Annotated in this window: 23 protein-coding genes and 1 other RNA gene; 14 read left to right on the forward strand and 10 right to left on the reverse strand. The window is 57.7% G+C overall.

Going from position 1 to position 26,419, the window contains the following annotated elements; translation table 11 throughout:
* Positions 1 to 147 precede the first annotated feature (147 nt).
* Positions 148 to 3,732 carry a hydantoinase B/oxoprolinase family protein gene (locus HEP89_RS16345; RefSeq protein WP_168692523.1) on the reverse strand — a complete coding sequence of 1,195 codons (3,585 nt, stop codon included), beginning with the start codon at positions 3,730 to 3,732 and terminating at the stop codon, positions 148 to 150.
* A gap of 202 nt (positions 3,733 to 3,934) precedes the next feature.
* Here HEP89_RS16345 and HEP89_RS16350 point away from each other — a divergent pair, with 202 nt between their 5' ends.
* Positions 3,935 to 4,177: a hypothetical protein gene (locus tag HEP89_RS16350; RefSeq protein ID WP_055655495.1), complete on the forward strand. Its 243-nt coding sequence runs from the start codon at positions 3,935 to 3,937 to the stop codon at positions 4,175 to 4,177.
* Between the two features lie 2 nt (positions 4,178 to 4,179).
* Here the strand turns inward: HEP89_RS16350 and HEP89_RS16355 are convergent, their stop codons facing one another.
* Entirely contained in the window at positions 4,180 to 5,631 is a 1,452-nt protein-coding gene (locus HEP89_RS16355) for a glycosyltransferase family 39 protein (RefSeq protein WP_168692524.1), read from the reverse strand.
* 223 nt (positions 5,632 to 5,854) lie between these two features.
* Here HEP89_RS16355 and HEP89_RS16360 point away from each other — a divergent pair, with 223 nt between their 5' ends.
* From HEP89_RS16360 to arsH, 7 genes are all read left to right on the forward strand, one after another.
* The gene (locus HEP89_RS16360; RefSeq protein ID WP_055656716.1) at positions 5,855 to 6,850 is read left to right on the forward strand and encodes a TRAP transporter substrate-binding protein; all 996 of its coding nucleotides are present in this window, start codon (positions 5,855 to 5,857) and stop codon (positions 6,848 to 6,850) included.
* Between the two features lie 75 nt (positions 6,851 to 6,925).
* Positions 6,926 to 7,483: a TRAP transporter small permease gene (locus HEP89_RS16365; RefSeq protein ID WP_031269105.1), complete on the forward strand. Its 558-nt coding sequence runs from the start codon at positions 6,926 to 6,928 to the stop codon at positions 7,481 to 7,483.
* On the forward strand, positions 7,483 to 8,787 hold the full coding sequence (locus HEP89_RS16370; RefSeq protein ID WP_055655492.1) for a TRAP transporter large permease subunit: 1,305 nt from the start codon (positions 7,483 to 7,485) through the stop codon (positions 8,785 to 8,787). Before HEP89_RS16365 ends, HEP89_RS16370 begins: the two co-directional genes overlap by 1 nt.
* Positions 8,788 to 8,911: 124 nt before the next feature.
* On the forward strand, positions 8,912 to 9,448 hold the full coding sequence (locus HEP89_RS16375; RefSeq protein WP_075282679.1) for a winged helix DNA-binding protein: 537 nt from the start codon (positions 8,912 to 8,914) through the stop codon (positions 9,446 to 9,448).
* A gap of 66 nt (positions 9,449 to 9,514) precedes the next feature.
* On the forward strand, positions 9,515 to 9,853 hold the full coding sequence (locus HEP89_RS16380; protein WP_152505994.1) for a metalloregulator ArsR/SmtB family transcription factor: 339 nt from the start codon (positions 9,515 to 9,517) through the stop codon (positions 9,851 to 9,853).
* 16 nt (positions 9,854 to 9,869) lie between these two features.
* A complete protein-coding gene (gene arsC / locus HEP89_RS16385; protein WP_168692525.1) occupies positions 9,870 to 10,283 on the forward strand; it encodes an arsenate reductase (glutaredoxin) in 414 nt (137 codons plus the stop codon).
* Positions 10,276 to 11,016 (forward strand): arsenical resistance protein ArsH, encoded by a 741-nt coding sequence (arsH, locus tag HEP89_RS16390; protein WP_187306537.1) that lies wholly within the window; start codon positions 10,276 to 10,278, stop codon positions 11,014 to 11,016. The genes arsC and arsH overlap by 8 nt, the downstream gene beginning before the upstream one ends.
* A gap of 19 nt (positions 11,017 to 11,035) precedes the next feature.
* Here the strand turns inward: arsH and HEP89_RS16395 are convergent, their stop codons facing one another.
* Entirely contained in the window at positions 11,036 to 13,240 is a 2,205-nt protein-coding gene (locus HEP89_RS16395) for a bifunctional diguanylate cyclase/phosphodiesterase (protein WP_209014736.1), read from the reverse strand.
* Positions 13,241 to 13,606: 366 nt separating this feature from the next.
* On the opposite strand from HEP89_RS16395, the gene HEP89_RS16400 reads away from it, so the two are divergent.
* The 3 genes from HEP89_RS16400 (at position 13,607) to HEP89_RS16410 (ending at position 16,073) form a co-directional block, all read left to right on the forward strand.
* Positions 13,607 to 14,299 (forward strand): DnaJ family molecular chaperone, encoded by a 693-nt coding sequence (locus tag HEP89_RS16400; RefSeq protein WP_023000471.1) that lies wholly within the window; start codon positions 13,607 to 13,609, stop codon positions 14,297 to 14,299.
* A complete protein-coding gene (locus tag HEP89_RS16405) occupies positions 14,296 to 15,060 on the forward strand; it encodes an N-acetylmuramoyl-L-alanine amidase (protein ID WP_023000472.1) in 765 nt (254 codons plus the stop codon). Before HEP89_RS16400 ends, HEP89_RS16405 begins: the two co-directional genes overlap by 4 nt.
* Positions 15,061 to 15,473: 413 nt before the next feature.
* Complete coding sequence (locus HEP89_RS16410) at positions 15,474 to 16,073, forward strand: lytic transglycosylase domain-containing protein (protein ID WP_023000473.1); 600 nt, start codon at positions 15,474 to 15,476, stop codon at positions 16,071 to 16,073.
* A gap of 89 nt (positions 16,074 to 16,162) precedes the next feature.
* Here the strand turns inward: HEP89_RS16410 and HEP89_RS16415 are convergent, their stop codons facing one another.
* A complete protein-coding gene (locus tag HEP89_RS16415; protein ID WP_168692526.1) occupies positions 16,163 to 16,837 on the reverse strand; it encodes a pyridoxamine 5'-phosphate oxidase family protein in 675 nt (224 codons plus the stop codon).
* A gap of 84 nt (positions 16,838 to 16,921) precedes the next feature.
* On the opposite strand from HEP89_RS16415, the gene HEP89_RS16420 reads away from it, so the two are divergent.
* Entirely contained in the window at positions 16,922 to 18,394 is a 1,473-nt protein-coding gene (locus HEP89_RS16420) for a PLP-dependent aminotransferase family protein (RefSeq protein WP_168692527.1), read from the forward strand.
* Positions 18,395 to 18,405: 11 nt separating this feature from the next.
* Here the strand turns inward: HEP89_RS16420 and HEP89_RS16425 are convergent, their stop codons facing one another.
* The 4 genes from HEP89_RS16425 to HEP89_RS16440 all read right to left on the reverse strand — a co-directional run bounded on the left by HEP89_RS16425 (position 18,406) and on the right by HEP89_RS16440 (position 22,140).
* Positions 18,406 to 19,056, reverse strand: coding sequence for a 3-oxoacid CoA-transferase subunit B (locus HEP89_RS16425; RefSeq protein WP_209014737.1), 651 nt, complete (start codon positions 19,054 to 19,056; stop codon positions 18,406 to 18,408).
* A complete protein-coding gene (locus HEP89_RS16430; protein ID WP_062488116.1) occupies positions 19,056 to 19,709 on the reverse strand; it encodes a 3-oxoacid CoA-transferase subunit A in 654 nt (217 codons plus the stop codon). Before HEP89_RS16430 ends, HEP89_RS16425 begins: the two co-directional genes overlap by 1 nt.
* A 130-nt stretch (positions 19,710 to 19,839) precedes the next feature.
* Positions 19,840 to 21,525 carry a methyl-accepting chemotaxis protein gene (locus HEP89_RS16435; RefSeq protein WP_168692528.1) on the reverse strand — a complete coding sequence of 562 codons (1,686 nt, stop codon included), beginning with the start codon at positions 21,523 to 21,525 and terminating at the stop codon, positions 19,840 to 19,842.
* A gap of 12 nt (positions 21,526 to 21,537) precedes the next feature.
* Positions 21,538 to 22,140 carry a hypothetical protein gene (locus HEP89_RS16440; protein ID WP_035908842.1) on the reverse strand — a complete coding sequence of 201 codons (603 nt, stop codon included), beginning with the start codon at positions 22,138 to 22,140 and terminating at the stop codon, positions 21,538 to 21,540.
* 428 nt (positions 22,141 to 22,568) lie between these two features.
* Between HEP89_RS16440 and rnpB the strand changes: the two genes are divergently transcribed.
* Positions 22,569 to 22,991, forward strand: an RNA gene (rnpB, locus tag HEP89_RS16445) — RNase P RNA component class A.
* A 13-nt stretch (positions 22,992 to 23,004) separates the two neighbouring features.
* Here the strand turns inward: rnpB and HEP89_RS16450 are convergent.
* Together HEP89_RS16450 and HEP89_RS16455 are read right to left on the reverse strand one after the other, a co-directional pair.
* Positions 23,005 to 24,492: an NAD(P)/FAD-dependent oxidoreductase gene (locus tag HEP89_RS16450; RefSeq protein WP_168692529.1), complete on the reverse strand. Its 1,488-nt coding sequence runs from the start codon at positions 24,490 to 24,492 to the stop codon at positions 23,005 to 23,007.
* A gap of 94 nt (positions 24,493 to 24,586) precedes the next feature.
* Complete coding sequence (locus HEP89_RS16455; protein ID WP_031269111.1) at positions 24,587 to 25,033, reverse strand: cupin domain-containing protein; 447 nt, start codon at positions 25,031 to 25,033, stop codon at positions 24,587 to 24,589.
* Positions 25,034 to 25,158: 125 nt separating this feature from the next.
* Between HEP89_RS16455 and HEP89_RS16460 the strand changes: the two genes are divergently transcribed.
* Entirely contained in the window at positions 25,159 to 26,211 is a 1,053-nt protein-coding gene (locus HEP89_RS16460; RefSeq protein WP_209014738.1) for an AraC family transcriptional regulator, read from the forward strand.
* Positions 26,212 to 26,419 lie beyond the last annotated feature (208 nt).

Below are 26,419 nucleotides of genomic sequence, written 5' to 3' on the forward strand. Positions count from 1 at the left end.
TGAAAAAACGGTAAACTTTGTCCCTGAGAGAAAGAATAATTCTCGTATAGGTAGAAGTGACGATGTGCATATCTGCAGCGAGATTACAAAAAAAACGGCCACCCAATCAGGTGGCCGTTCTTTTTCTTCGATCTATTGGAATTTGGATCAGGCGTGGCCCCAACCACCCGCCGTGGGCGTGATGACGGTGACCGCTTCTCCTGCCTCAAGAACCGTCTGATCACAGCCCTCCAGTTGTTGGATCTCGCCATTCAGCCGCCGAACTTCGGTGCGGCCGAGTTCACCGTCGCTGCCACCGTCCAATCCTTTCGGCGGAACAGTACGGTGTGACGCCAGGATCGCGCAGTCCATTTTCTCAAGGAAACGCAAGGTCCGTTTGGTACCATCACCTGCTGACCATTTGCCTTTGCCACCGGACCCCTTGCGGATATGGAAATCCTCCAGGAGAACCGGGAAACGGAACTCCAATACTTCTGGGTCGGTTAGCCGCGAGTTGGTCATGTGGGTGTGGACACCATCCGTACCATTGAAGCCAGGCCCTGCCGGCGAGCCGGAACAGATGGTTTCATAGTACTGATACGTGTTGTTGCCAAATGTCAGGTTGTTCATCGTTCCCTGAGCATTGGCCATGGCACCAAGAGCTGCGAAGACGGCATTGGTGACATGCTGGGACGTTTCCACGTTACCCGCCACGACCGCAGCCGGATAGGAAGGCCGCAACATGCAGTCATCCGGGATGATGATGTTGATCGGTTTGAGACAGCCGGCGTTCATCGGAATGTCGCCGTCTACCATCACCCGGAAGCAATAAAGGATTGCCGCACGGGTCACAGGTTCCGGCGCATTGAAGTTGTTCGGCTTGACGCCGGAGGTCCCGGTAAAGTCGACCGTTGCCTCGCGCTTTGATTTGTCGACGGTAATCTTGACCTTGATCACGGAGCCCTGGTCAGTCGGATACTCGTATTCGGAGTCCTTCAGCGCCTCGATCACGCGGCGAACGCTTTCTTCCGCGTTGTCCTGAACGTGCCCCATATAGGCCTGGACCACGTCCAGTCCGAAGTGGGTGACCATCTTCCTAAGTTCCTGGATACCCTTTTCGTTTGCGGCGATCTGTGCGGACAAATCGGCGACGTTCTGATGCGGGTTGCGGGCGGGGTAGGGATGGTTGGTCAGAAGCTCAACCAGTTCCTGTTCGCAGAAACGTCCTTCGTCGACGATCTTGAAGTTGTCGAACAGAACACCTTCCTCGTCCACGTTGGTCGCGCGCGGCGTCATGGAGCCTGGGGCAGAGCCGCCGACATCAGCATGGTGGCCACGGGACGCCGACCAGAAAAGGATCTCCTTGCCTTCGTCATCGAAGACCGGCGACACAACTGTGATATCCGGTAAGTGCGTGCCACCGTTGTACGGGGCGTTCAATGCAAACACGTCGCCCGGCTTGATCTTGCCCTTGTTGAGCTTGATGACCGTTTCCACCGAACGGTCCATGGACCCCAGATGAACCGGCATGTGTGGTGCGTTGGCAACCAGTGCACCGTCTGCGTCGAAGACGGCACAAGAGAAATCAAGACGTTCCTTGATGTTGACCGAGTATGCGGTGTTCTGAAGGGTGACCCCCATCTGTTCCGCAATAGACATGAACAGGTTGTTGAACACTTCGAGCATGACCGGGTCGGCGTGCGTTCCGATGGCTTCTGCGCGTTTCAACGGCACGATACGCTTCAGGATCACGTGATCCTTTGAATTGATTTCCGCCTGCCAGCCGTCTTCAACCGCGATCGTGGCATGTGGTTCGATGATCACCGCCGGTCCGGTCACCTTCATGCCCGGTTTCAGCACTTCGCGTTTGAAGATACCGGCCTTGTGCCAGGTGCCTTCGGAGTAAATGCTTGTGGAGGTTGCCGGGGAGGCCGTCCCTGTGGCCAATGTCAGATCCGGCTCGGTGAGACCGGCGCCGCCACCGGCCGTTTCGACTTCCAGGGCTTCAACGACGACCGGTTTTTTCTCATAGGCAAAGCCGAATTGTTTTTTGTGTGCATCCTCAAAGGCTGCCCGCATTTCAGAGACGGACCCGAGGGGGACCGGTAGCGGCGTGTCCGTGCCGTCGTAACGCAAATGCGCGGTTGCGGTCGTGCGGCGCGCGGCGGCAGTGATCGACTGCCTGTCGAGTTCTGCTTCAGTCTGGCTGGCAAGCTGATCACGAAGAGCCTGCAGTTCAGGGATCAAATCGTCCGTAAGTGTCTTCACGACGGCCTGTTGCCGGTCTGCGCGGATATCAGCCAGTCCCATGCCGTATGCCGACAGGATGCCCGAGAACGGGTGCAGAATGACGGTCTTCATGCCGAGACTGTCAGCAACGCGGCAGCCGGTCTGGCCACCAGCGCCACCGAAGCAGGTCAACGCGTATTCGGTCACGTCGTAGCCGCGTTGGACCGAAATCTTCTTGATGGCATTGGCCATGTTCTCGACGGCGATTTTCAAGAAGCCGTCTGCAACATCTTCCGGGGTGCGTCCATCGCCAATGCGCACAGCCAGATCCGTGAAACGTTTGCGAACTACATCGCCGTCAAGCGGCTGATCCTGGTCCGGGCCAAAGATCTTCGGAAAGAATTCCGGTGCCAGTTTGCCTGTCATCAGGTTGGCGTCTGTAACGGTGAGTGGCCCGCCGCGTCGGTAGCAGGCCGGACCCGGATTTGCCCCGGCTGAATCGGGGCCCACCTGAAAGCGGCCGTCTGCATAATGAAGGATCGAACCGCCGCCAGCTGCAACCGTATGGATCATCATCATCGGAGCGCGCATGCGCACACCGGCGACTTCCGTTTCGAATGCGCGTTCGTAGTCGCCGTCGTAGTGGCAGACGTCTGTAGACGTGCCGCCCATGTCAAAACCGATGATCTTTTCGAAACCGGCCATGCGTGAGGTCTCGACTGCGCCGACAACACCTCCGGCCGGGCCGGACAGGATTGCGTCCTTGCCCTGGAAGAGGTCTGCAGCGGTGAGACCTCCGGAAGACTGCATGAACATCAGCCGCGGACCTTCGCCCAGTTCTTCCTGTACCTGGTTCACATAGCGTCGCAGGATGGGTGACAGATAGGCGTCGACCACAGTGGTGTCGCCGCGTCCCACCAGCTTCATCAGCGGTGACACTTCATGGGACACAGAGATCTGCGGGAAGCCGATGTCTTCAGCAATCTTTTTCAGAAGTTGTTCATGGGCCGGATAGGCGTAAGCGTGCATCAGCACGATTGCGATGGAGCGAATGCCGTCATCCCAAGCGGCCTGCATTGCACTACGGGCCTGTCCTTCGTCCAGTGCGAGTTCCAGTTCGCCATCGGCGCGGACACGTTCGACGATCTCGTGGACGCTCTCATAGAGCAACTCAGGCTTTATGATTTCCTTGGCAAAAATATGCGGTCGCGCCTGGTAGCCGATCTCAAGCGCATCCCGAAAGCCTTTCGTGATGAACAGAGCTGTTCGCTCACCCTTGCGCTCCAGAAGTGCATTGGTGGCAACGGTCGTGCCCATCTTTACGGTCGCGATCTTGTCCGAGGGAATAGTCGCGCCTTTTTCCACATCAAGCAATTCCCGGATGCCTTGAATGGCGGCATCGCGATAGGCTTCCGGATTTTCGGAGAGCACCTTGTGCGGATGCAGCGTGCCGTCCGGTGACCTGCCGACGATGTCGGTAAAGGTGCCGCCACGGTCGATCCAGAAATCCCACTTGGTTGTCATGATCTTCCCTCTGATGCTGCCGGCTTTAAGGAACACGCGATTCCATGCCGATAATTAGCGTTTTGATAGCAAGTGAATTTATGCTGACATTTTATCGATAAAATGTCGATGAAAAAATCTGAATGGGTTGTTATTTGATCTTTTTATCGCCTGCGGTACCCCCATATGATCTTGTGTTAAAAGGGAAAACAGAAAGCTGGCGATGTCGGAAAACGATAAATCAGAAGAACGGGATCCGTTTCTGCTGCGTCTGGCGGAGGCTGTCGACTTCACAATCAGTATACTGACAGCAGACCTCTGGTTCGTTGGCATCTTCCTGCTTGTCGCCCTGCTTCTCGGCGTTTCCCTGCTTGGGCTATTGCTGGAAGTTGCAATTGGTGCAGGGGTACTTGCGGCTGTTGCTGTCTGTTTCTGGTTGTTTTGCGACTTGCATCCAGGCGAATGAGATTATTCGACAGGGCCTCGCTCCAAAAGTGTCAGGCCACTGGCTCCCCAGCCAAAGCGCCTGGCTGCCGGAGTGCCTTCCCGCGGGGCAAAGGCTTCTTGCGCTTTGCTCAGTTCCTCACTGCTTGTGTGGACGATCAATAGCCATCGGGCATCAGCGGTTCCCTTGTTTATTTCGGCAATTGTATCAACTGCAGTGAAGGTGTTGGGGTCGCGCAAATAATAAGACAGGGCCGGTGCGGCAAATCCCTTGAACAACAAGAGATGATCGCCATCGGCTTTCTGTTCCAGATAGTCCCTTGCGATCAGGCGCCATTCGGGGCGTATTCTCTCCAGCAGCGTGAATTTCAATTCGGGGAAACTCAACCATATCGCGGCAGCAAACAATGCGATCGGTGCAACCTGTGGCGCCAGGCGCTGGGCTGTTACCGAGGCGAGCAGGACAAGCCCTGGCCATGCCGCGATCAGGTATCGATCAAAAAGGATCGGCTGCACACTTATGGAATAGAGATAGGCCAAAAGCGGAGGACCAACGGTGTAGGCAAAGCAAACGAGGATTGCATCCGGACTTTGCGGTTTGCCGAAGTACCTGCCTGGAAGGTGAACGACGGTCAGGAGACTGGCGACAGCCAAACCTGCCAGCACCCAGAACAATGGCAGCGAACCGGCTATACTGAAGGCGATGTTGATGAGAAACGTCGGATCAGGATAAGCAATCCAGAAGCCTTCTTCGGCCACCGACCTTGCTCGCATCGCCAGGATGATCAACCAAGGTAAAAAGGCAAGCGCGCTCGCTGCCATTGCAAGGCAGACAAGAACCGCATTGGTGAGACTGATGCGGCCGGATTTCAAAATGCCGGTCAATGCCAGGATGCCGCAGACCACACCAACGGATGCGAAGCCCAGAAGGGCGTAGATGTGACTGTAGAGGAACAGGGCTCCAGCCACTCCAAGCGCCACCAGCCGCCAGGCCGATGGCCTTTCAAGGTTTTTCAGAACCAGAAGCAGAAAGGCGAGCCCGCATGTTGCCAGCAGGGCATACATGCGGGCTTCTGTCGAATACCAGATGTGGAACGGTGAGACGGTCAGGAGAGCGGCAGCAAGCAGGCCAGTGGTGTTTCCGGCCAGCGTCTTGCCAGTCAGAAAGATTAGCCAGACGGCAAGAACGCCCAACAGCACGGATGGCAAGCGCAATGCTGTTTCACTGTCACCTGCCAAGGGCATCGTCAGCCAGAGCAAAATATTATGCAGCGGCGGATAATTGTCAGCTGCAACGGCGGTCAACAGCTCGGCGATGGTTCCCTTGGACTGGCTCCAGCTGACGGCTTCATCGTACCAAAGGCTCGTCCTGTCCAGGTTCTGAAAGCGTAGCAAGGCCGCCACTACCAAAATGAGCGCCAAAATCAGGCGGTTGGCGCTGTTGCCAGTCAAGAGGCGTTGGTTGGTGTTTGGCACGAATTCAGGTTTCCAGGTTGTCTGGCCGGAACGCTAGCCAATCCTTTTCGCGGAGGGAAGAACGGTTTGGTTTTGAAGATGACAATCACAATTTATCGATAAATTGTTGATGTTGGTGGTTTTTGAGTCTAGTGTTTGTGAAGATGTGCTCCACAAGGTGTTCGAAGAATGCACCTCGAGCAGCATCCCGACGGGTAATCCCCGCTTCCTAGAGGAGAAAATCATGCTGCAATCTCGTTCCCTGACACGTGCCGGAATCCATCTGGCTGCTGCCGCCGCATTCGGCCTTGCGGGTTTCACCGCTGCTTCCGCTGAAACCAAGTGGGACATGCCGACACCTTATGGTGACAGCAACTTTCACACACAGAACATTGCTGCCTTCGCTGAAGAAGTGAAGGAAAAGACTGACGGCTCGCTGGTCATTCAGATCCACTCTGCGGGATCGCTGTTCAAGCATCCGGAAATCAAGAACTCGGTCCGCAAGGGGCTTGCCCCGATCGGCGAAATTCTGGTGTCCCGCCTTTCCAACGAAGATGCGGTCTTCGGGGTGGATTCCGTTCCTTTCCTGGCTCCGTCCTATGATCAGGCCTGGAAGCTTTACCAGGCGTCGAAGCCTGCACTGGAAGAAAAGCTCGGCGAGCAGGGACTGCAGCTGCTGTATGCCGTGCCGTGGCCGCCCCAGGGTATCTACGCCAAAAAGGAAATCACCAAGGGTGATGATCTCAAGGGTTTGAAATTCCGTGCCTACAACACAGCGACTGAACGCCTGGCCCAGCTGGCTGGCGCCGTGCCGACGCAGGTTGAAGTGCCGGATATTCCGACCGCCTTTTCCACCGGTCGTGTCGAAGCCATGATCACGTCACCGTCCACCGGTGCGAATTCCAAGGCTTGGGACTTCCTGAGCCACTATCATGACACCCAGGCCTGGTTGCCGAAAAACATGGTGTTCGTCAACAAGGGTGCTTTCGACGCCCTGAGCGACGACGAAAAGGCAGCTGTCCTTGAAGCCGCCGATGTTGCTGAGAAGCGCGGCTGGGAAGCTTCCAAGGTAGAAACCAAGACGCAGACCCAGGTTCTGGTCGACAACGGCATCACTGTCGTTCAGCCGAGCAGCGAGCTGATCCAGGATCTCGCAGCAATAGGCGAGACGATGGCTGCCGAATGGCAAGAGGAAGCCGGTGAAACCGGCCAAGCCGTTCTCGAAGCCTATAAAAACTAAACAGCTAAAGAAGCGCCGGACCTAACAAGTCCGGCGTTTTTTTAATATCAGCTGCACATCCGGTAGGGGAAGCCGATGCGAAAGGCTTTGAATACGCTTTATCAAGCGTCAACGGCTATGGCTGCGTGTTGTCTCGTTGTCATTGCCAGTCTCGTTGTTCTTCAGGTGTTTGGACGCATATTCGACTGGTCTCGAACGGTCTTTGGTCTTGAGCCACTCGGGCTGCAGGTTCCTTCACTTGCTGAAATTGCAGGTTTTCTGCTGGTAGGGGCATCCTTTCTTGCCCTATCCGGGACGCTGCGCAACGGTGATCACATCAGGGTCGCGATCCTGCTGCAGTCCGTGCCCAAAGCTGGGGCGCGTATCCTGAATGTCTGGGCGGTTGCGGTCGCTCTTGCGCTGGCGGCATTCTTTACGTGGAACGCCGGACAGCTTGCGCTCGACAGCTTCAAATTCAACGAAACCTCCTACGGCGTCATTCCGATCCCGCTTGTCTTTCCGCAGTCGGTGATGACTTTCGGACTGCTGGTGTTCTCAATCGCTTTGCTGGACGACCTGATCATGGCGCTCACTGGCAAGGCGCCGAGTTTTGAATCGGTCGTGAAGGCCGATCCGATAGAGGGGAAAGAATAATGGATCTCTCCCTTGTCGCCCTCCTGCTCGGCATTGGAATGCTGGCGGCGCTTGCAACCGGTATCTGGGTAGCCGTTGCGCTGTTTGCCGTCGCGCTTGCCGCAATGATGGTTCTTGTGTCCGCGCCTGCCGGTCCCGTTCTGGCAACGACGGTTTGGGGAGCATCGAACTCCTGGGATCTGACGGCGCTGCCCATGTTCATCTGGATGGGTGAAATCCTGTTCCGATCTCGTCTGTCGGAGGACATGTTCGCCGGTCTTTCTCCCTGGATGCGCAATCTGCCGGGCCGGCTGCTGCATGTGAACATTCTCGGGTGCGGTATCTTTGCCGCCGTGTCGGGTTCTTCAGCCGCTACCACCGCCACCATCGGTCGTATGTCTCTACCCGAACTGAAGCAGCGCGGGTATGACGAACGCATGGCGATCGGCACACTGGCAGGTTCGGGCACACTGGGCCTGCTCATTCCGCCATCGATCATCCTGATTGTTTATGGCGCTGCGACCGAGCAGTCGATTGCCCGGTTGTTCATGGCAGGCGTTCTGCCAGGGGCAATGCTTTGCCTCCTGTTCATGGGCTATGTCGCGATCTGGGCACTGCTGAACAAGGACAAGATGCCTGCGAAGGAGGAAGTCATTCCCTTCATCGAGCGACTTCTTGCAACGCGCCGGCTGTTTCCGGTGATCGGTCTGATCGTGGGTGTGATCGGCTCGATCTATGCGGGTCTTGCTTCGCCCACAGAGGCGGCGGCCATCGGCGTCATGCTGGCCTTGCTTCTGTCCTGGGTAAGCGGAACGTTGAACCGCAAGAGCTTCGCTGAAGCGTTGATGGGCGCAACGCGGACATCCTGCATGATCGCGTTCATTCTGGCCGGCGCAGCATTCCTGACCGTTGCCATGGGGTACACCGGCATCCCGCGTGAGTTGGCTGCATGGATCGGCTCGCTGAACCTGTCACCCTATGCGCTCCTGATTGCCCTGACGCTGTTCTTCGTGGTGCTCGGGTGTTTTCTGGATGGCATTTCGGTGGTGGTTCTGACGACCTCCGTGATCCTTCCTATGGTGGAGCAGGCTGGCCTCGATCTCATCTGGTTCGGTATTTACCTGGTGCTGGTTGTCGAAATGAGCCAGATCACGCCACCTGTCGGGTTCAATCTGTTCGTGCTGCAAGGCATGACCGGGTACAACATCTTCAAGGTTGCCCGCATGGCCTTGCCGTTCTTCCTGTTGATGATCCTGGCAATCGTCTTGATTGTGGCCTTTCCGGGCTTGGCTCTTTGGTTGCCGCAGACGATGTTGAGCAACTAGTGCATTCCTTCCCGTGAACGAACAGGGGTGGATGTACGCACACCTTTGAAACGATCAGAAAAGGGCCTTCGACCGGTTCCGGTTGGGGGCCCGCTGAAAAACCAAACTGTGCCGGAGATCAGATGTGACGGATAATCCCGACTCCAGAAGCGATGCCCCCATCGGGCCTGTTGTCTCTGCAGCGCATCTTGCCTCCGGTGCAATGCCTGCGCTTTCGGAGATCGAATTCGCGGTGACCATGATGGTCAATGCCTATCACCGATGGATGGTACGCTGTATGGCGGCCAGCGGGTCGCAGGGGCTTGGACCTCTGGATGTGCTTGTGCTTCATTCGGTCAATCACCGTGGCCGAGCCAAGACACTGTCAGACATCTGTCTTGTGCTGAACATCGAAGACACTCACACGGTTACCTATGCGCTGAAGAAGCTTGAAAAGGCTGGCCTCATTTCATCTGGCCGTCGGGGCAAGGAAAAGACCGCCGAAATCACGAAATCAGGCGAAACTGCCTGCCTTGAGTACCGGCGTCTGCGCGAGGCTCTCCTGGTCAAGCCAATGAAAGCGCTGGGCCTCGACGAAAACGAACTCTCCAAACTTGCCGCTACATTGCGACTGGTGTCCGGCAACTACGATCAGGCCGCTCGCGCCGCTGCAGCCATGTGATATCGCACACAGGGGATGTTCGCGTTCATTTGTTGAATATTCCAAAATTTCTTGTAGTATCGAATTATGAAAGATCAGGAAGCAGTTTCTGCGTTGGGCGCCTTGGCACAGGAAGATCGGCTGGCGGCGTTTCGGTTGCTGATGACGGTTGGGCCAGATGGCTTGCCGTCCGGCTCGGTTGCCGAGCGACTGGACATACAGCCAACCAGGATGTCGTTTCATCTGACTACGTTGGAACGGGCCGGGCTGCTGACGACCCGCCGGGAGGGCAGGCATATTCTTTATGCGGTCGACTATGACCGCATGCGGAACCTTCTGGGTTTTCTGATGGAAGACTGCTGCGGCAACGATCCCGCTGTCTGCTGTTTTCCGGCAGCAGATTTTAAGAAACCTTCGGGACTTTGACAGGACGATACCTCACATGAGCATGACGATTTATCACAACCCGAAATGCGGCACGTCCCGCAACACGCTGGAAATGATCCGTAAATCCGGCGTTGAGCCGCAGGTTATCGAATATCTGAAAACGCCGCCGAGCCGCGAAGAACTCGTTGACCTCATCAAGCGCATCGGTCTTCCGGTGCGGGACATCCTTCGCCAGAAGGGAACGCCCTATGATGAATTGGGTCTCGGTGAGGACAGGTGGACGGACGACCAACTGATCGATTTCATGATGGAACATCCGATCCTGATCAACAGGCCGATCGTGGTGTCGGAAAAAGGCGTCCGCCTGTGCCGTCCGTCCGAGAAGGTGCTGGACCTGTTGCCAAAGGATATCGGGTCTTTCACCAAGGAAGACGGCGAAGTGGTTTCGTCCGGAGCGCCAGATGCCTGAGCCGAAAAGTTCGCATGCAGACTTGAAGAACGTGACGGCGGCAGACTTTCAGGAAATCGACCGGGAGAAGTTGCAGGTTCCAACGGGGCCGTCGCATCCACCGCGGATATTGCTGCTCTATGGTTCCCTGCGCGAGCGGTCCTACAGCCGCTTCCTCGTGCACGAAGCACAAAGACTGCTGCAGGCTTATGGTGCGGAGACCCGGATCTACGATCCATCAGGTCTGCCGCTTCCCGATGACAGCGGTGCCGATCATCCCAAAGTCACCGAACTGAGAAATCTATGTGCCTGGTCCGAAGGACAAGTTTGGTGCTCTCCCGAACGCCATGGGGCAATGACCGGTGTACTCAAGTCGCAGATTGACTGGATCCCGCTGAGTTTTGGCGCCATCCGGCCGACACAGGGCAAGACACTGGCCTTGATGCAGGTTTCGGGAGGTTCGCAGTCTTTCAATGCAGTCAACCAGATGCGTGTCCTCGGCCGCTGGATGCGGATGGTTACCATCCCCAATCAGTCGTCGGTGCCCAAGGCCTACCAGGAATTTGACGACGATGGCCGCATGAAACCATCGGCCCTTTACGACCGGGTGGTCGATGTCATGGAAGAGCTCGTCAAGTTCACGCTGCTGGTTCGTGGCCGATCGGACTATCTCGTCGATCGTTACTCCGAACGCAAGGCAGACCGCGAACGGCAGTCGGCCGCTCAGGATGCCGCAGCCGGGGTCAGCCTCTGAAAACCTTCAATCGCGGTTTTCAGCCTGCAGTCTGCAAGGGGACCTGCTCAATCTGCGGCGTCGGGTCTTCGCTGTTCCCACCAGTCGCCGGTTGCGGGGCAGCGGGCCTCACGCTCTTGGCAAGTTTGGGGGCAAGGCGAATGCGCGGTGGCACCTGCGCCGACGTCGCTTGATGCTGCATTCGGGGGAACCAGCGTCTACCGGCTGGGCTGAGTGGAAACACCGGATACGAGGCCTCGTGTTTTGCAACTGTATCAGGTTTGCCGAACAGGAAACCCTGGACGAGATCGCATCCGGCCGCGCTCAGCAGAATGGCCTGTTCCTCGGTTTCGACACCTTCCGCGGTAATCGTGACATCCAGCGAGCGGCCGAGGCCCACGATCGACGTCACGATGGCGTCGGTACTGGCATCCTTGCCGAGGTTCTGGATGAAGGCCTTGTCGATCTTGATCTTGTCGAAGGGAAACAGGCTCAGGTAGCTCAGCGATGAATAGCCGGTTCCGAAATCGTCCATGGCGATAGAAACACCCATGTCGCGGATCTGCTGAAGTGTCTCGATGACGGCGTCCGTGTTCGAAATCAGCAGGCTCTCGGTGATTTCAATTTCAAGCCGCTTGGGGTCTAGACGGGAATTCTGAAGCGCCTGGGCAACGCGTTTCTGGGTTTCGCCGGCAATGAACTGAGCGGGAGAAACATTGACTGCGACCTTGCGCGAGCGGTCCTGCCATAACGCTGCTTCGCGGCAGGCGTGGTTGAGGACCCATGTTCCGATTTCCTCGATAAGGCCCGTGTCTTCTGCAATCGGGATGAAATCGTCCGGCCGGATGATACCCTTGGTGGGATGGTCCCAGCGGATCAGCGCCTCATAGCCTTTCAGTGTTCCGTCCTTCAGCGCATATTGCGGCTGATAGAGCAACTTGAACTGGTTGAACTTGAGCGCTTTGGCGAGTCCTTCTTCCACTTCCTTGCGTTTCTGCGCCTCTGCATCAAGGCTTTGTGTGTACCACGAGAAGGTGGAACGCCCGCTGTGTTTGGCCCGATATAGAGCAAGGTCCGCGCAATGAAGCAAACGAGAGGAGCGCCAGGAGCCGTCGGTTGCCCTTGCAAGACCAATGGACAGCGAAATCCTGATGTCCTTGCCGTCGATCGTGCAGGGAGCTTCAGTGGCGGCAATCATGTCCGTTGCAAGTCGGGTCATGCGGGCGGGGTCGGACAAGGATGTCAGCATGACAGCAAATTCATCGCCTGAAAGGCGGGCGACCAGGTGGTTTCCGAAGACCGCCTTCAGGCGCTCCCCCACGATCTGAAGAAAAACGTCGCCGATGCCATGACCATAGGTGTCGTTGATTTCCTTGAACTTGTCGACGTCGATCAGCATGACACCGATATTGGAGGCCTTGGCCTGTGCAAGGCGCAGCGCTTCGGTCAGGCGCGCGTTGAAGACGGCGCGGTTCGGCAAACCGGTCAGTGTGTCGTGATGCGCCAAATACTGAATGTCTCTGCTGGTCTGGAGCTGGTCATAGAAGCGCAGCCAGAGGAGAATGCCAGCAAACATGAAGGAGGCCAGGCAAAGACCGCCAATCGCGGCACTGATCAACCAGATTAGCGGCGTGAGGCCGTTCAGGATTCCCGACTGGGTCACCAACAGCAAGAGCCCCGGAAAGTCCGGGGAGGCTCCTTCGGGACGGTAGGCAAGCAGTGCATTCGCCCCAAACGATCCGTGCCACGACATGTCCGGGATGGCAACGAGCGGGCTGTTGCCGTTCAGAGCGGCCTTGGCCTGCGAGATCGTATTACTGGTACGAAGCCGCCCTTCACTATGCCAGTGAATTTGCACCGGTGAGGGGCGCTGGAGGCTGGATCCGGTTGGCGCAGGGAAGATCGCGACCGCGTCCAGTACCTTGGATGTGTCCAGAGCCTGGCCGGCATTGCGTTGCAATTCGCCAACCAGGTCGTTCGGCTGCCGGCTGTCGGCAGAAGCCTCTTTGGTCAGCCGCAATGCGGACATGTCGGCTGTCGGTTCGGTTTCGATCCGGCTCGCCAATGCCTGCAGGATCGAGTTGAAAGTCTTTTCCTGCGGCAGGAAAGCTTGCTCAAGACCCCGGACGACCAGCCAGTGCGTTAGAAGACGATTGCTCGCGTAGACACCCAGCGCCAGCGTCAGCACCAGCGACATGGAAATGAAAAAAATGACAATGTTGCTTCTTCCCAGGGGGATTGCCATCCGGAGAGGAACCATCTTGCGAACACGAGTCGCGAAAGGCTAAGCGTAATTCCTTTAACCATCATGAATCGCAAGCTTGCTCAAACCCAAGGGAAACCCGAGGAAAATGGCGGGGTAGGTCAGGCTGTCCGCAAACTACGGAGCTGCGTTGCAGTGGTCCATTCGAAGGTCCAAAACATTGGCGCGCGGGAACTCGGTTTTCGCTTGTCCAGGGGCGCGACCAGCTGAAGCACCAATGGGGACAGGCGAGCGTTGATCTGGTCAAATCCGGCCCATGCCGATAAGAGTCTGCAACGCATCGATTCATGCGGTTCACGGCAAGCTTTCCTGCCTGCCTTTTCCCACCGGCCCAGCGGGAGCTGAAGTGTGAGTGTCTGGAGTAGCCTCGGCGCTATTGTTAGTTCGATCGGAACAGGAGGGGCGCAGATCGTCGACCGCCTGGTCCAGCTCGTGCTTGCGCGGCCGGAGGGGACCAACAGTGTCGGCTTCACCGTTGCGATGATTGCGCTGTCGGCCAAGATGGCCAAGGCCGATGGTGTGGTGACCACCGATGAAATTATCGCTTTCCGCGAACTTTTCGATGTACCGCCCAACGAAGAACGCAATGTCGCCCGCCTGTTCAATCTGGCGCAGGAAGACATTGCCGGCTTCGAGGTCTATGCCAAGAAACTGGCGGATCTGTTCCCATACGACCGCAAGACGCTGCTCGACATTCTGGATGGGCTTTTTCACATTGCGAAAGCTGACGGCGTCGTCCACGAAAGCGAAATAGGCTACCTTTCCAGAGTGGCGGAGGTCTTCGGGATCGATGACCGGGAGTTTTCCAGGATACTCGCCAGACATGTGCGCAATGATGGCAACCCCTACGAGGTGCTGGGTTTGGGACCGGAAGCAAGTGACGGTGAACTCAAGTCCCATTACCGCCGCGAGGTCCAGGAAACGCATCCCGACCGGCTGATCGCAAGAGGCGTTCCGGAGGAGTTCGTCAGGATTGCGAATGATCGTCTTGCGGCGCTGAACGAAGCCTGGGCGAAGATCTGCGCGGAAAGAGGCATATGAGCGTTGCGACTGATACCGGTGTGAAGGCCAGGGTCCATCCGTCTCCCAACCACGGACAGCGGGCGCAGGGAGCCCCTGTGGATATGGTCGTGCTCCATTATACCGGCATGCCGACCGGCGAAGAAGCCTTGCAGCGCCTATGTGATCCTCGTTCGGAAGTCTCCGCCCACTATGTCGTCAACGAGGATGGCAGCATCCTGCAATGCGTGCCTGAATCCCGCAGGGCCTGGCATGCGGGGCGCAGCTTCTGGAAAGGCGAGACCGACATCAATTCCCGATCGATCGGCGTCGAGATCGTCAATCCGGGGCATGAGCACGGCTATCAACCGTTTCCGGAGCCACAGATCGAAGCCGTTGTCGCGCTTGTTGGCGATATCTGTGCCCGTCACGGGATCCATCCGTGGATGGTCCTGGCGCATTCGGATATTGCTCCTGCCCGGAAGGAGGACCCGGGTGAACTGTTCCCATGGGATCGCCTGTCAGAAGCCGGCATCGGTTTATATGTAAAACCGTTTCCACTCGGGGCAGGCCTGCTGATGCAGGAAGGCGATAGCGGCCAGCCTGTTGAAGCGGTGCAGTCAATGCTCGCACTCTATGGCTACGAGTTGGACATCACCGGGGACTTCGACTTGAAGACACGCCAGGTGGTTGCCGCGTTTCAACGCCATTTCCGACCAGAGAAGGTTGACGGTGTCGTCGATCAATCGACAATCGAAACGTTGCATGCGTTGCTGCGCAAGCTGCCTTCCCTGTCAGCCTGAAGGAACGGTCGGTTTGGTTTTTTTGTGCGGTTACGAGTTCGGGCCAACGAAATAAACGCGCAGTCAACAAAATTAGTTCCCGCAACGCAGCATTTTTAGACGGCTCTGCGCCACGAGTGGTCACAGAATTTCTTCTGATGGCCCATCCATTGCCGAATTGCTTGCTAATTTTGGCCACAAACTACAGAAAATGACTAAGAACAGCATTAAATTCCTGTAATTTTATGTAATAATTTGAAATAATTCGTGATGTATTAGCGCCCATTTTCGTCCAATAGCTCCGGCATTTCTCCCGCCTGATTTCAACGCAACGAAAACCAAAAGGGCTGGACTGAATGTTACGGTCATTCAAGACACTTACTGGGGCGCTGTGCCTTTTCGCCTATGCAACCACTCTTGCAGCACCGGCTGCAATGGCTAAAGGTACGGGTTCCGGGTCGGAGCCGATCCTCCATATCATCGACCCGGACAAGAAGAGCGAACCTGCCGAAGCCAAGCCGTCGGTCGGCTCTGGTTCCAAACCGATCCTGCACATCATTGAATCGAGCAAGCAGGAAACGCAGGAAAAACCTGCCAAGAAGACAAGAACTGCAAGCCTGACGCGCAAGGTGTCCCCGAAGCGGACGGCTGTTGTCAGCAACGACAAATACGCCAAGCTCATCCGTAAGGCCGCCGCCAAACATGGTGTGCCGGTCAAGATCGCCAAGGCAGTGGTCCAGGTGGAGAGCAACTTCAATCCGCGTGCACGCGGCAGCGCCGGTGAAGTCGGTCTGATGCAGATCAAGCCGGCAACCGCACGTGGCATCGGCTACCGCGGGTCGACCAAGGCGCTCTATGACCCCGAAACCAATCTGGAATGGGGCATGAAGTACCTTGCCGGCGCGCACAAGAAGGCGGGCGGCGACGTTTGTGGCACCATCTTGCGCTACAATGCCGGCCATTTCGCTAAGCGGATGAACCCGGTCAGCAAGCGCTACTGTTCGAAGGTCAAGCAAATCCTGGCCTCCAGCTAAAAGCAGCAGGGCGGTCAGCCGTGGGCAAACTGAAAACCCCGCCGGGATTTCCGGCGGGGTTTTCTTTTTGTGCGCTGAAGGCTGTCAGCTTATGCGAACTTCCTGCGGGCGGCTGGAACCGAGGCGGGAACCGGCGTTTCGGCAAGTACATCAGGAGCCGATAGGGGCTGGCCGAGTGCGGTCACCACAGGCACCACACCAGCCCATATATCGGTCCCGAGATCTTCCTTGTCGTCCACCGGTCCGCCGGTGCGGACCTTCGTGCTGACATGGTCGATATCCATGACAAGCACACCGGTTGCCTTGTGTTCCTTCGGCATCATTTCGCGGCATTCATCCCAGCGGCCAGGCAGCAGATGGTCGGTGATAGCGGCCAGGGCCTCGATCTGTTCCTGTTCGCTTTCGACAAGCCTCGCCGTGCCATGCACGATCGCGCAGCGATAGTTCATGGAATGATGAAAAGCCGAACGTGCGACCACCAGACCATCTACAAGTGTGACGGTAAGGCTCGCCGGTACGCCTTCTGCGTTTGACTTGATGATGCGGGTGGTGCTTGCTCCGTGAATATAGATGCGGTCGTCGATCCGGGCATATGCCATCGGGATCACCATCGGTCGGTCTTCGTGAATGAAGCCGCAATGGGCGACAAGGCCCGCATCCAGAATGTCGTAGGCAACAGTCCTGTCGTATCCGCCGCGGTTCATCTGGCGGATCTTGGCATAACGGGGCAGATCCGCTGCCTGGCGTTTTTCCAGAGTGGACATGGTCTCGTCTCCAATTGACTGTTTGTCTTGTGTTGTGCTGTTTGTCCGATAAATTGGCTCCAAAGAAGGTCCGGTTTTTGGAAAATGACAGAACCAGTTTTTCCTGAAGGCATCCTGTCTCTTGAGCGGTCGGCAGACGTGCCATTGGCGGAACAGATCTATCGCGGCTTTCGTGACGCCGTGCGCACAGGCTTGCTGCGGTCGGGAACAAAGCTGCCATCCACGCGGCGGTTGGCGGCGTCGCTCAACGTTGGACGCAACACCGTCAACACGGCTTATGACCTTCTGCAAGCCGAAGGCGTCATCACCGTGCGCACAGGCGCTGCTCCCCGCATTACCGAAGGGCTGGTGCTGGAAGGTGTGCAGGCGCAGCGCAAGGTGGAAGCGTTCGGGCTGAAGCTGTCGCAACGAGGCAGGACATTGAGTGCCAACTTGCGCGGCGAGGGGTGGGCCTATCGCCAGGGAGGCTTGCAACCGGGTGCGCCGGCGCTTGATCTGTTTCCCTACGAGGAATGGGCAAGATCACTGCGCAGGGCTGCCCGGCTCGAGCGCAGCGCGGATCTCCACTATCAGAATTTTGCCGGTCTTGAGGTCCTCCAGCGGCAGATCGCCCGGCACCTTGCGGCCGAACGCGGGGTTCGGGCTGACCCTCATCGGATTATCGTCACCAGCTCAACACAGGCCAGCCTGACGATGCTCAGCCAGGTGCTCACTGATCCGGGCGACGACGTCTGGCTGGAGGAACCCGGCTACCTCGGCGCGCGGACGGCCTTTTCCGGGGCAGGTCTGACGATCCGGCCGCTGCCGACCGACGGCGAGGGCGCGGACGCGTCGAAGATGGCTCATCTGGATCGACCGCCGAAGCTGATCTATGTCACACCGTCCCATCACTATCCCCTTGGGGCACGCATGCCCTTGGCGAGGCGCCTGATGCTTCTTGATGTTGCCCGTACCTGCGGCGCGGTGATCCTGGAAGACGACTATGACAGCGAGTTCCTGTTCGAGGGCCGGCCTGTGGCTGCGCTGCACGGATTGGCGGATGAGGGACAGGTTGTTTACATGGGCACGTTCGCGAAGAGCCTGCTCCCCGGGTTCCGGATTGCCTATTGCGTCGTGCCTGAGGTTCTCGTGGCCCCGCTCACCCAGACCATGCGCAACATCGGCTGCTCTGCCAATGTTCAGGCCCAGGCTGCACTCGCCCACTTCATGGATTGCGGGGCCTATCAGAAGCACCTGAAACAGATCCGTCCGGTCTATCTGGAGCGGGGGACGATGCTTGCGGGCGCGTTACGGCAGAGGCTGGGCAATCGTGTCGAAGTTGCGCCTCTTACAGGCAATGTGCAGTTGACGGTCATGTTCCGGGAGCCCGTCAACGATATTGCCCTTGCAGTCGCCATGCAGGACCGTGGCTTTGCCGTTTCACCACTCAGCAATTGTTATCTGACCGAAGGAGGGCGGCCGGGGCTTATTGTCGGCTTTGCCGGTGCAAATGCACGGCAGATCGAGGAGGGCGTGGACACCCTTGCCGGTTTGCTTGGTACTGGACACGCGCATTGACCAGTCTTCCTTCAAAGCCGCATGGTCGGGACGTCCCCGTGAACGATCAGCGAGGCTTCTGTTGCGGAGATGACGTCATCGACACTCAGGCCGGGGCCGGTTTCTCGCAGGACGAGGCCGTCATCCGTCGGTTCGATCACGGCCATTTCCGTCACGATCAGGCTGACACGACGGCGAGCCGTCAGGGGAAGTGTCCATTCCTTCAGGATCTTGGGGTGGCCCTTGGCCGTGTGAACCATTGCGACGATCACCTGTTTGGCGCCGGCCACAAGATCCATTGCCCCGCCCATGCCCGGAACCATCTTGCCCGGGATCATCCAGTTCGCGAGATAGCCACGTTCATCCACCTGCAGGCCACCGAGAACGGTCATGTCCAGATGGCCGCCGCGGATCAGGCCGAAGCTCATGGCGCTGTCGATGGAGGCCGCTCCCGGAACGGCGGTCACGAAACCGCCGCCGGCATCGGTGAGGTCGGGGTCTTCCATCCCTTCCGGCGGGCGGGCGCCAAGGCCGATTACACCGTTTTCGGCCTGAAAGAAGACATGCACTTCCTTCGGCAGGTAGTTGGCCACCAGTGACGGCAGGCCGATGCCGAGATTGACCAGCGTACCGGCCTTGATTTCCTGTGCCACGCGGCGGGCGATGATTTCCTTGTCGTCCATCAGGCGGCCCTTTCCAGAAGATGATCGACGAGAATGCCGGGTGTTTTCACGCTATCTGGCGAAATCACACCCACGGGGACGATTGTGTGCGGTTCCGCGATAACGGTCTTGCCCGCCAGCGCCATGATCGGGTTGAAATTGTGGGCTGTGAGGGAATACTCCAGATTGCCGACGTAGTCGGCCCGGTAGGCGGCCAGAAGTGCGAAATCGCCATGGATGGGCGTTTCCAGAAGATAGTCCTTGCCGTCGACGGTGATCTTCTGCTTGCCTTCCTCGACGAGCGTGCCAATGCCGGTCGGGGTCAGGATGCCACCCAGACCGACACCGGCCGCCCGAATGCGTTCGACCAAGGTTCCCTGCGGAACCAGTTCGACATCAATCTCGCCGGATATCATCTTCTGCTGGGTTTCCGGGTTGAGGCCGATGTGAGAAGCGATCACCCTTGAAACCGAACCTGCGCTGACGAGCTTGCCGATGCCACGACCCGGCATGGCCGTGTCATTGGCGACAATCGTCAGGTTTCTGGTGCCTTTCGCCACTATGGCGTCAATCAACCGATGGGGCGAACCCACCCCCATGAAACCTCCCACCAGCAGGGTGGCTCCGTCTGGAATGAGGTCCGCAGCTTCCTGCGTCTTGATCGCGTGTTTCACGAAAACGTCCCCCGGAATGAAATCCTAAGGGGACGTTAGCCGCTGGCGTCGCACAAGAGAAATGAAGTTTGTGCGACGCAGTATTTTTACCGAGACCGTGAAACCCGTTACAGGGCTCGATCAAGGCTGGTTACGCTGCCCGTACCTTGGCCAGGAAGTCCTGCATGGCGTGGCGCAGTGTATTGGACTGTTCATGCAATTCGCCGACAGCCGCATTCATGTCCGAGCTCAGGTTTGCCGTTTCGCTGGCAGCGCCGCTGACCTCGGAAATGGATCTCGAAACGCTTTCGGTACCCTGTGCGGCTTCGGAGACGCTGCTGGCGATTTCGGTCGTTGCCAGGTTCTGTTCTTCCGCTGCACCGGACATGGCGTGCGTGTTTTCCGAAATCTTCTGGACGAGACCGGCAACAGACTCGGTTGCTTCTGTCGAAGCATCCGCGGCCTGGCGCATTTCCGTGATCTGCCGGTCGATTTCCTCCGTCGCCTTGGATGTCTGTTCCGCGAGTGCCTTGACCTCGGATGCAACAACGGCAAAGCCCTTTCCGGCCTCGCCGGCACGGGCAGCTTCAATGGTCGCGTTGAGGGCGAGCAGGTTGGTCTGTTCGGCAATATCGGTGATCAGCTTGGTAACGTCACCGATGCGCGAAACCACCTGCTGTACCGTTGCCACGGCTTCGTTGGATCGCCCGACTTCATGTTCCGCTTCCTGGGCGATTTCCGAGGATGATCGCACCTGTTCCGTGATTGCACGGATGGAAGCTGAAAGTTCCTCTGTCGCGCTGGCCACGGTATTCACGTTGGTGGTTGCCTGTTCGGCGGCTGCCGAAACGGCCAGGGCCTGGTCCGTGGTGTTGTTGGCAATCGTTGACAGCGATCCGGCGGAACTGGTCAGCGCATCCAGTCTTGTAATCATCCCGTCGCAGATGTTGAGGACAGTTGCTTCGAAGTCGCTGGCTACCTTCTCCATTTCCTCGCGCTTGATGCGTTCGGCGTTGATGCGTTCCGCTTCAGCCTGTTGCTCAAGTTCGCTTGTGCGGATCAGGTTTTCACGGAAGACGCCGAGCGCGCGACCGAGAAGACCGATTTCGTCCTTACGGTCGCTGATATCAACCGTCTGAGACGTGTCTCCGGCCGACAGCTTGTCGGTTATGACGGACAGTCTCGATAGCGGCGCTGAAATCGCGATGTGATTGAGGAAGCCGAGGATCATTGCAAGCACGGTTAGGATCAGTGTGCTGGAAAGCGAGACGATCTGGACCGTGTTCAGTGACGTGTTCTGGGCAATAACCGATTTCTGCCGTTCCGCATCAACTGCGTCGGCAAGCTGTCGGCTTTGCTGCTGTACAGCTGTCAAGAGACCCGAGCTTTCCGGTGTCAGGTCAATCGCACGCGCCATGTCGACCGTCTCCGGTGTGCGCATAAGTTCGATCTGGCGCGCGGCAATCTGGCTGTACCAGGTTTCCCAGCTTGATTTCAGTTCGGAGAGATGAGTTTGGAATTCAGGCAGGCTCGCGTCGACAAGTGAGCCGACTTCCGAAAATCCTGTCTGAATTTCATCGTTCAGATCCTGGGACCGGGTGAGAAGATCACGGTTGCCGGTTAGCAGGAAGGATTTCACCGACAAAGCCTGCGCTGCGATCTTTTCCGTGAGTTCAGCCGTTTCCACGTTGAGATCCGACAGGTTGTTTGCTGTCTTGACTTCATCCAGAGCCGAATGCGTCTGATAGGCACTCATGCCACCGGCCACTGCGCCGATCAATGCGAGCGTCAGGAACCCTGCGGCGATCTTTTTGCTGACGGATAGATTTTTGAACATGGTATTTCCCGCTTAAGATCCCGTGCCCTGACGACGCATCAGTTCGGTCAGGTTGAATTCGACTGTTGCAGCCCCGATGGCTTTCTTGGTTTCGGGGTCAGTGATCGTCATGTTGAGCTGGGCACGCCAGATCTTGCTGCCGTCGTCCCATTCCGGTTCGTCGATGAAAACGGTTTCAGGGCCGTTCGGGAAGGTCTTCTGGAACTTGGCCTCGTCTCCCTGCCAGTAGTCGCTGGTAATCGCACTTTGCCCGACGTTCAGACCGTTCGCGTCCATGACGAAGATTTCAGGGTAGAGGCCGAGGGACCCTGCCTGAACGCGCAGGAGATAGATCGACAAGGGGGCCGACAAGGTCGCGGAAATCAGAGGCTTGTCCGCTGCTTCGCGTTCCTGTCGCCATTGGGCGTCCAGTGCGTCGATGTCTGCCTGGGAAAGAGATCCGCGCAAATTGTTTTGTGCGTTGATCGACAAGGCGACAATCGGGTTGGAAAGCCATTCGGCAACGGCTTCCACAATCTCCGGCTGGATCAACGCTTTCGCATCGGGCGGTGTTTCCGCAGCCTGGGCTGCAGTTGCCAGCATGATCGCAGGCAGGAAGACGCACAGTTGACGCATTTTTAGCTCCATGTTTGTTCCCATTACCTTCCGTCACATGGGTTTCTTATTGCTTAATATTTGGGCAATAGCGGGAAAAAGTTTTTATCTTTCGAGAGGCTTGTAAAAATTTATATTGATATTTTTTACAATAATTAGAATTACGTTCCTCTTTTCACCGTTCCGGAGTTGGCGGGTTTTGCCGCAGGCTCTTGGGTGTCTGGCCCGATGGCACCTTGACAGTTTTGCCAGCCTATAGCCCTGCAAGAGCTAGCTTGCGTGAGGATTGTGAAGCGTGCGAACGGGTGAGGCGGGGCGCGAAGTCGCAGCCGCCAGTGGACGGCAGGTTGGCGGAATGACACAGGACCTGGACGCTATCCCGGGAATTCGCGCAGCACGGCATCGACTGTCGCTTGACCTTGTCCGCAAAGCCTCCTAAGTCCCATGCGCCAGTCGGTCGGACAGCCGCTGCCGCAAGTGCCGAAAGGCCGCGGGGGAGGAAAGTCCGGGCTCCATGGAAACACGGTGCCGGGTAACGCCCGGCGAGGGCGACCTTAGGGAAAGTGCCACAGAAAGCAAACCGCCCCGGACAGATCGAGAGATTTTCCCGGGGTAAGGGTGAAAGGGTGGGGTAAGAGCCCACCGCGCAACTGGCAACAGCGGCGGCATGGTAAACCCCACCGGGAGCAAAACCGAATAGGGACAGCGCGAACCGGAGCGATCCGGTTCAGGCCGGTTTCCAGGCCAGTTGTCCGGGTTGGTTGCGATAGGCGTCTGGCAACAGACGTCACAGATGAATGGCTGTCACGTCCGCGTCAGGTCTCGTATCTGGCCGGGCCATACAGAACCCGGCTTACAGGCCGGCTGGCTCTTAACCTTCCCTGTTCAGCCCGCTGCATATTGCGGCGTGCTGCCAAGAAATGTCCCGTAAGCTTCTGCGTTCGGGTAGGAAAACTGCTCCGCCAACGGGTTTGCGCGTTTTCGCTTGGCAGCCCCCATATCCGCCAGCAGTTCATCGAAGTGCCGGAAGTGGAAGGGGGCAGAGCAAAGACCGCCATAGACTTGGGCAGCCGGCCGTTCCCGCCGCCGCCAGTGGAGCATCTGGTCGATGTTGGTGCGCATTTCCCTATCCGTCGGCTGATGAGCCAGTTGCCCGTCGGCATAGCGAACCAGCCAGTTGGCAATCATTTCCGCCGACAGCACGGTGCAAAAACTGGAGTTGAAGCCGACAAACCCCATGTCGGGCAGGTCAGGGTTCACCGACAAACGGTAGACCCTGTATTGCCCGTCGGGCTCAATCAGTTTGTCCCGGTATTCCTTCGCCAGATAGGGAATGCCGAGTTTCCAGCCCACGGCCAGCACAGCCAGATCACAGGGCAGTGCTTCTCCCGTGGACAGGATGACCTGGCCATTCTCATAGCGCGCGAAGGTTCCCCGAACCGGGTGGATGCTGCCCGCTTCAAAACCTTCGAAAAGTCCCGGTGTCACGATCGGCAACGAACAGGAGGCGTCCTTTTCGATCGGGATATCCGGAACCATGTCCCATTTCTTCAACTTGAGCTGAAACTTGAGCAGGGTTTCCAGCCCTCTGAAATTTGCCCAGATCAATGGCTTGAAGGCAGCAGAGACCGCTTTTGCAAGGCCGGTCCGGCCCCAGCCGTTGAACTGCTGTTCCTGGGCGCGCATGTAGAGCAGGCGTTTGAAATTGATGCCGCCGACAAAATAGGGCACGCGCCAGACCGGTTCCCTGTAAACCAGCGTAACCGATTTCGCACCGTTTCTGGCGGCGTTGACCACCAGGTCGGTCGCGGATTTGGAGCCGCCGAGGACGATCACATGTTTGCCCCGCGCCATGCTGCTGTCGGTATAGTCCGAGCTGTGCAGCACCTGGCCGCCGGCGGCCTCGAAGGCTTCTTGCCCAGGGTGGGAAATGACGTTCTTGTCCGAAAACTGGCCGGTGCAGATGGCGACGAAGTCGAAATCTTCGCACCAGGTTCTGCCGGCCGCCTCAAGTGTCAGCGTCCAACCCGGATTGCCATCCTTGCGGCGATCCATGGACAGGACATTGGTGTTCAGCCGGAACAGGCGGCCGAGTTTGTGTTTTGTCGCATAGGCATGCAAATAGGCATGTACCTGAGGCCCTTTCGGCCATTCAGGATAGTCGTCCGGCATGGGCAGGTCGGTGAAGCGGTAAAGGTCTTTGGGCGACTGGGTCTGCACGTCCGGATAGGACCGCGACAGTTCCCAGACACCACCGAAATCGTGGCTTCGCTCGAAGCCCATCACCCTGTGCCCGCGTTCGTCAAAGGCTTTTGCAGCCGCAAGCCCGCTCACGCCGCCGCCGATTACGGCGACAGTCTTGCGTTTCGTCATTCTCGATGTCCTCTCGCCTCAGGGGGCGCCGGCAGTGTGGTATCTGCCGGCAATCCACCCCGTCACTTCAAAAGCTGGATCTGGCCGTGTTGGCTCAGGCCTGATCGGGAGGCGGCAGAAAGTCGACCTCATGCAAGGCGGAAAGCCGGACCAGTTCAGCCGGATCTGTCACGCCGTCGAGCGCGCCGAAGAGTTCGAAGAGTTTACGGGACGGCGCAACGCCGAAGACACAGGTGGCCGTCTTGCCAGACCTGTTGAAGATGCCGTGGGCTTCACCCATCGGCATGCGGATCGTGTCGCCCGCCTTTGCCTTGTGGGTCTGACCACCCATTTCGACTTCCAGCTCCCCTTCCAGCATCACGATCCATTCGTCCTGGGTCGGATGTATGTGAGGTGGGACAAAGGTCTCCGCCGGAATGAGCGCATGCCAGATGAAGGCATTGCCGCTCAGGAGTTTCGGCGTATAGGTATGCCCGACCACATTCCAGCTGATATTGTCCAGTCCCGCGTTAGCTGCGGTAATGCCTGCTCCATCTTGCATGATTGTTCCCCTCATCGCTCATTTGGTGCGCTTTGGTCTTTCGACAGGTGAAAGGCTAAGCGCGGCTCGATGGATTTCTTTATCCAGAAAGCGAAATTACTTGGCCGGATGCAGTAAAATGACGCATGGCACATAAGGTGGCGCTTGAAAGGGCCTCGCAGCAGCGGCATGCTTCCACAATGTTGTCTCAGGCAGAAAGCAAAACGCCGCTCGATCGCTTCAAATGCTTCGAAACCACGGATGTGGACGAAGCCAGGGAAATCGTTGCCCGTCACTTCTGCAATCATCGCCTGGGGCGTTTTTCGGCATCCGACAGGTTTGATGCCTGCCAGAACCGGGTGCGTGGGCAGCATCTTTCCCTCAACTACCTGCGGTATGGCGCTGATGTGGCGATCGAGCCAGGCGAACTTGCCGAGTTCTACCTGATCCAGCTTCCAATTGCCGGCACGGCTGAGGTCCGCAATGGTTGTCGTTCCATGGTGTCCACGCCGAAGGTTGCCTCCATTCTCAATCCGGACCGGCACACAGCCATGCGCTGGCATGCCGGCTGCCAGCAGATCCTTCTTCAGATCGAGACGGGTTTCCTGCAGGAAGTTGCAAGCAGAATGGCCGGTGTGAGTGTTGGTCAGATTCGCTTCGAACCCGAATTCAATCTTCTGTCTCGCGCTGGTGCTGCCTGGCGTCGTCGCTTGCGCGGTGTTCTGGGCTCAGTCGAGGAAGGGCGGGTTTTTCAGGGGGGCGGGAGCCCGGAACAACGTCACCTGGAAGAAGCCCTTGTCGGAGCGCTGCTGGAATTTCAGCCGAACACCGCGTCGCCGCTTCTGGAACGGCGGGAGACCGGCAGGTCACCGGCCATCCTGAAGCGTGCGGTCAGCCTGATCGGCGAGCGTTTTGCCGATGACATCAGTCTTCTGGATATCAGTACCCACGCAGGAACCTCGCCCCGGAACCTTCAATTGCAGTTCCGGCAGGAATACGGCTGTACTCCGCTTCAGTACCTTCAGGGCGTCCGGCTGAGTTACGCACGGCACCTGTTGTTGTCGGAGGGGCACAGTCTGCCCGTGGCAGAGGTGGCCTACCGGTCCGGCCACCGGCACCTGGGCCGGTTCTCGGTTGCCTACCGGGAGCGGTTCGGCGAGACACCAGGGGCCACGGGTCGGGCGCTCAGGTTCGGTTGAGACACTCGCCACGAAGGCGGTTTTCTTTCTCCACAAGTCTTTCCAGATAGGCAGAAATTGCCGGTTTTCCGGGCTTCGATGCGGAAAACCTCCGTATTCCTGCGAATCCGATTCTCCAATTGTGTCAAGGCTTCATTAAGCATGTTTGCCTTAAGGTCTCTCGACGGGGTCGTGTGCGATCAAATCGAGCCGGAATCCATGAGATTCC

The sequence above is a fragment of the Labrenzia sp. 5N genome (assembly GCF_012395805.1).
GTDB classification, from domain to species: Bacteria; Pseudomonadota; Alphaproteobacteria; order Rhizobiales; family Stappiaceae; genus Roseibium; species Roseibium algicola.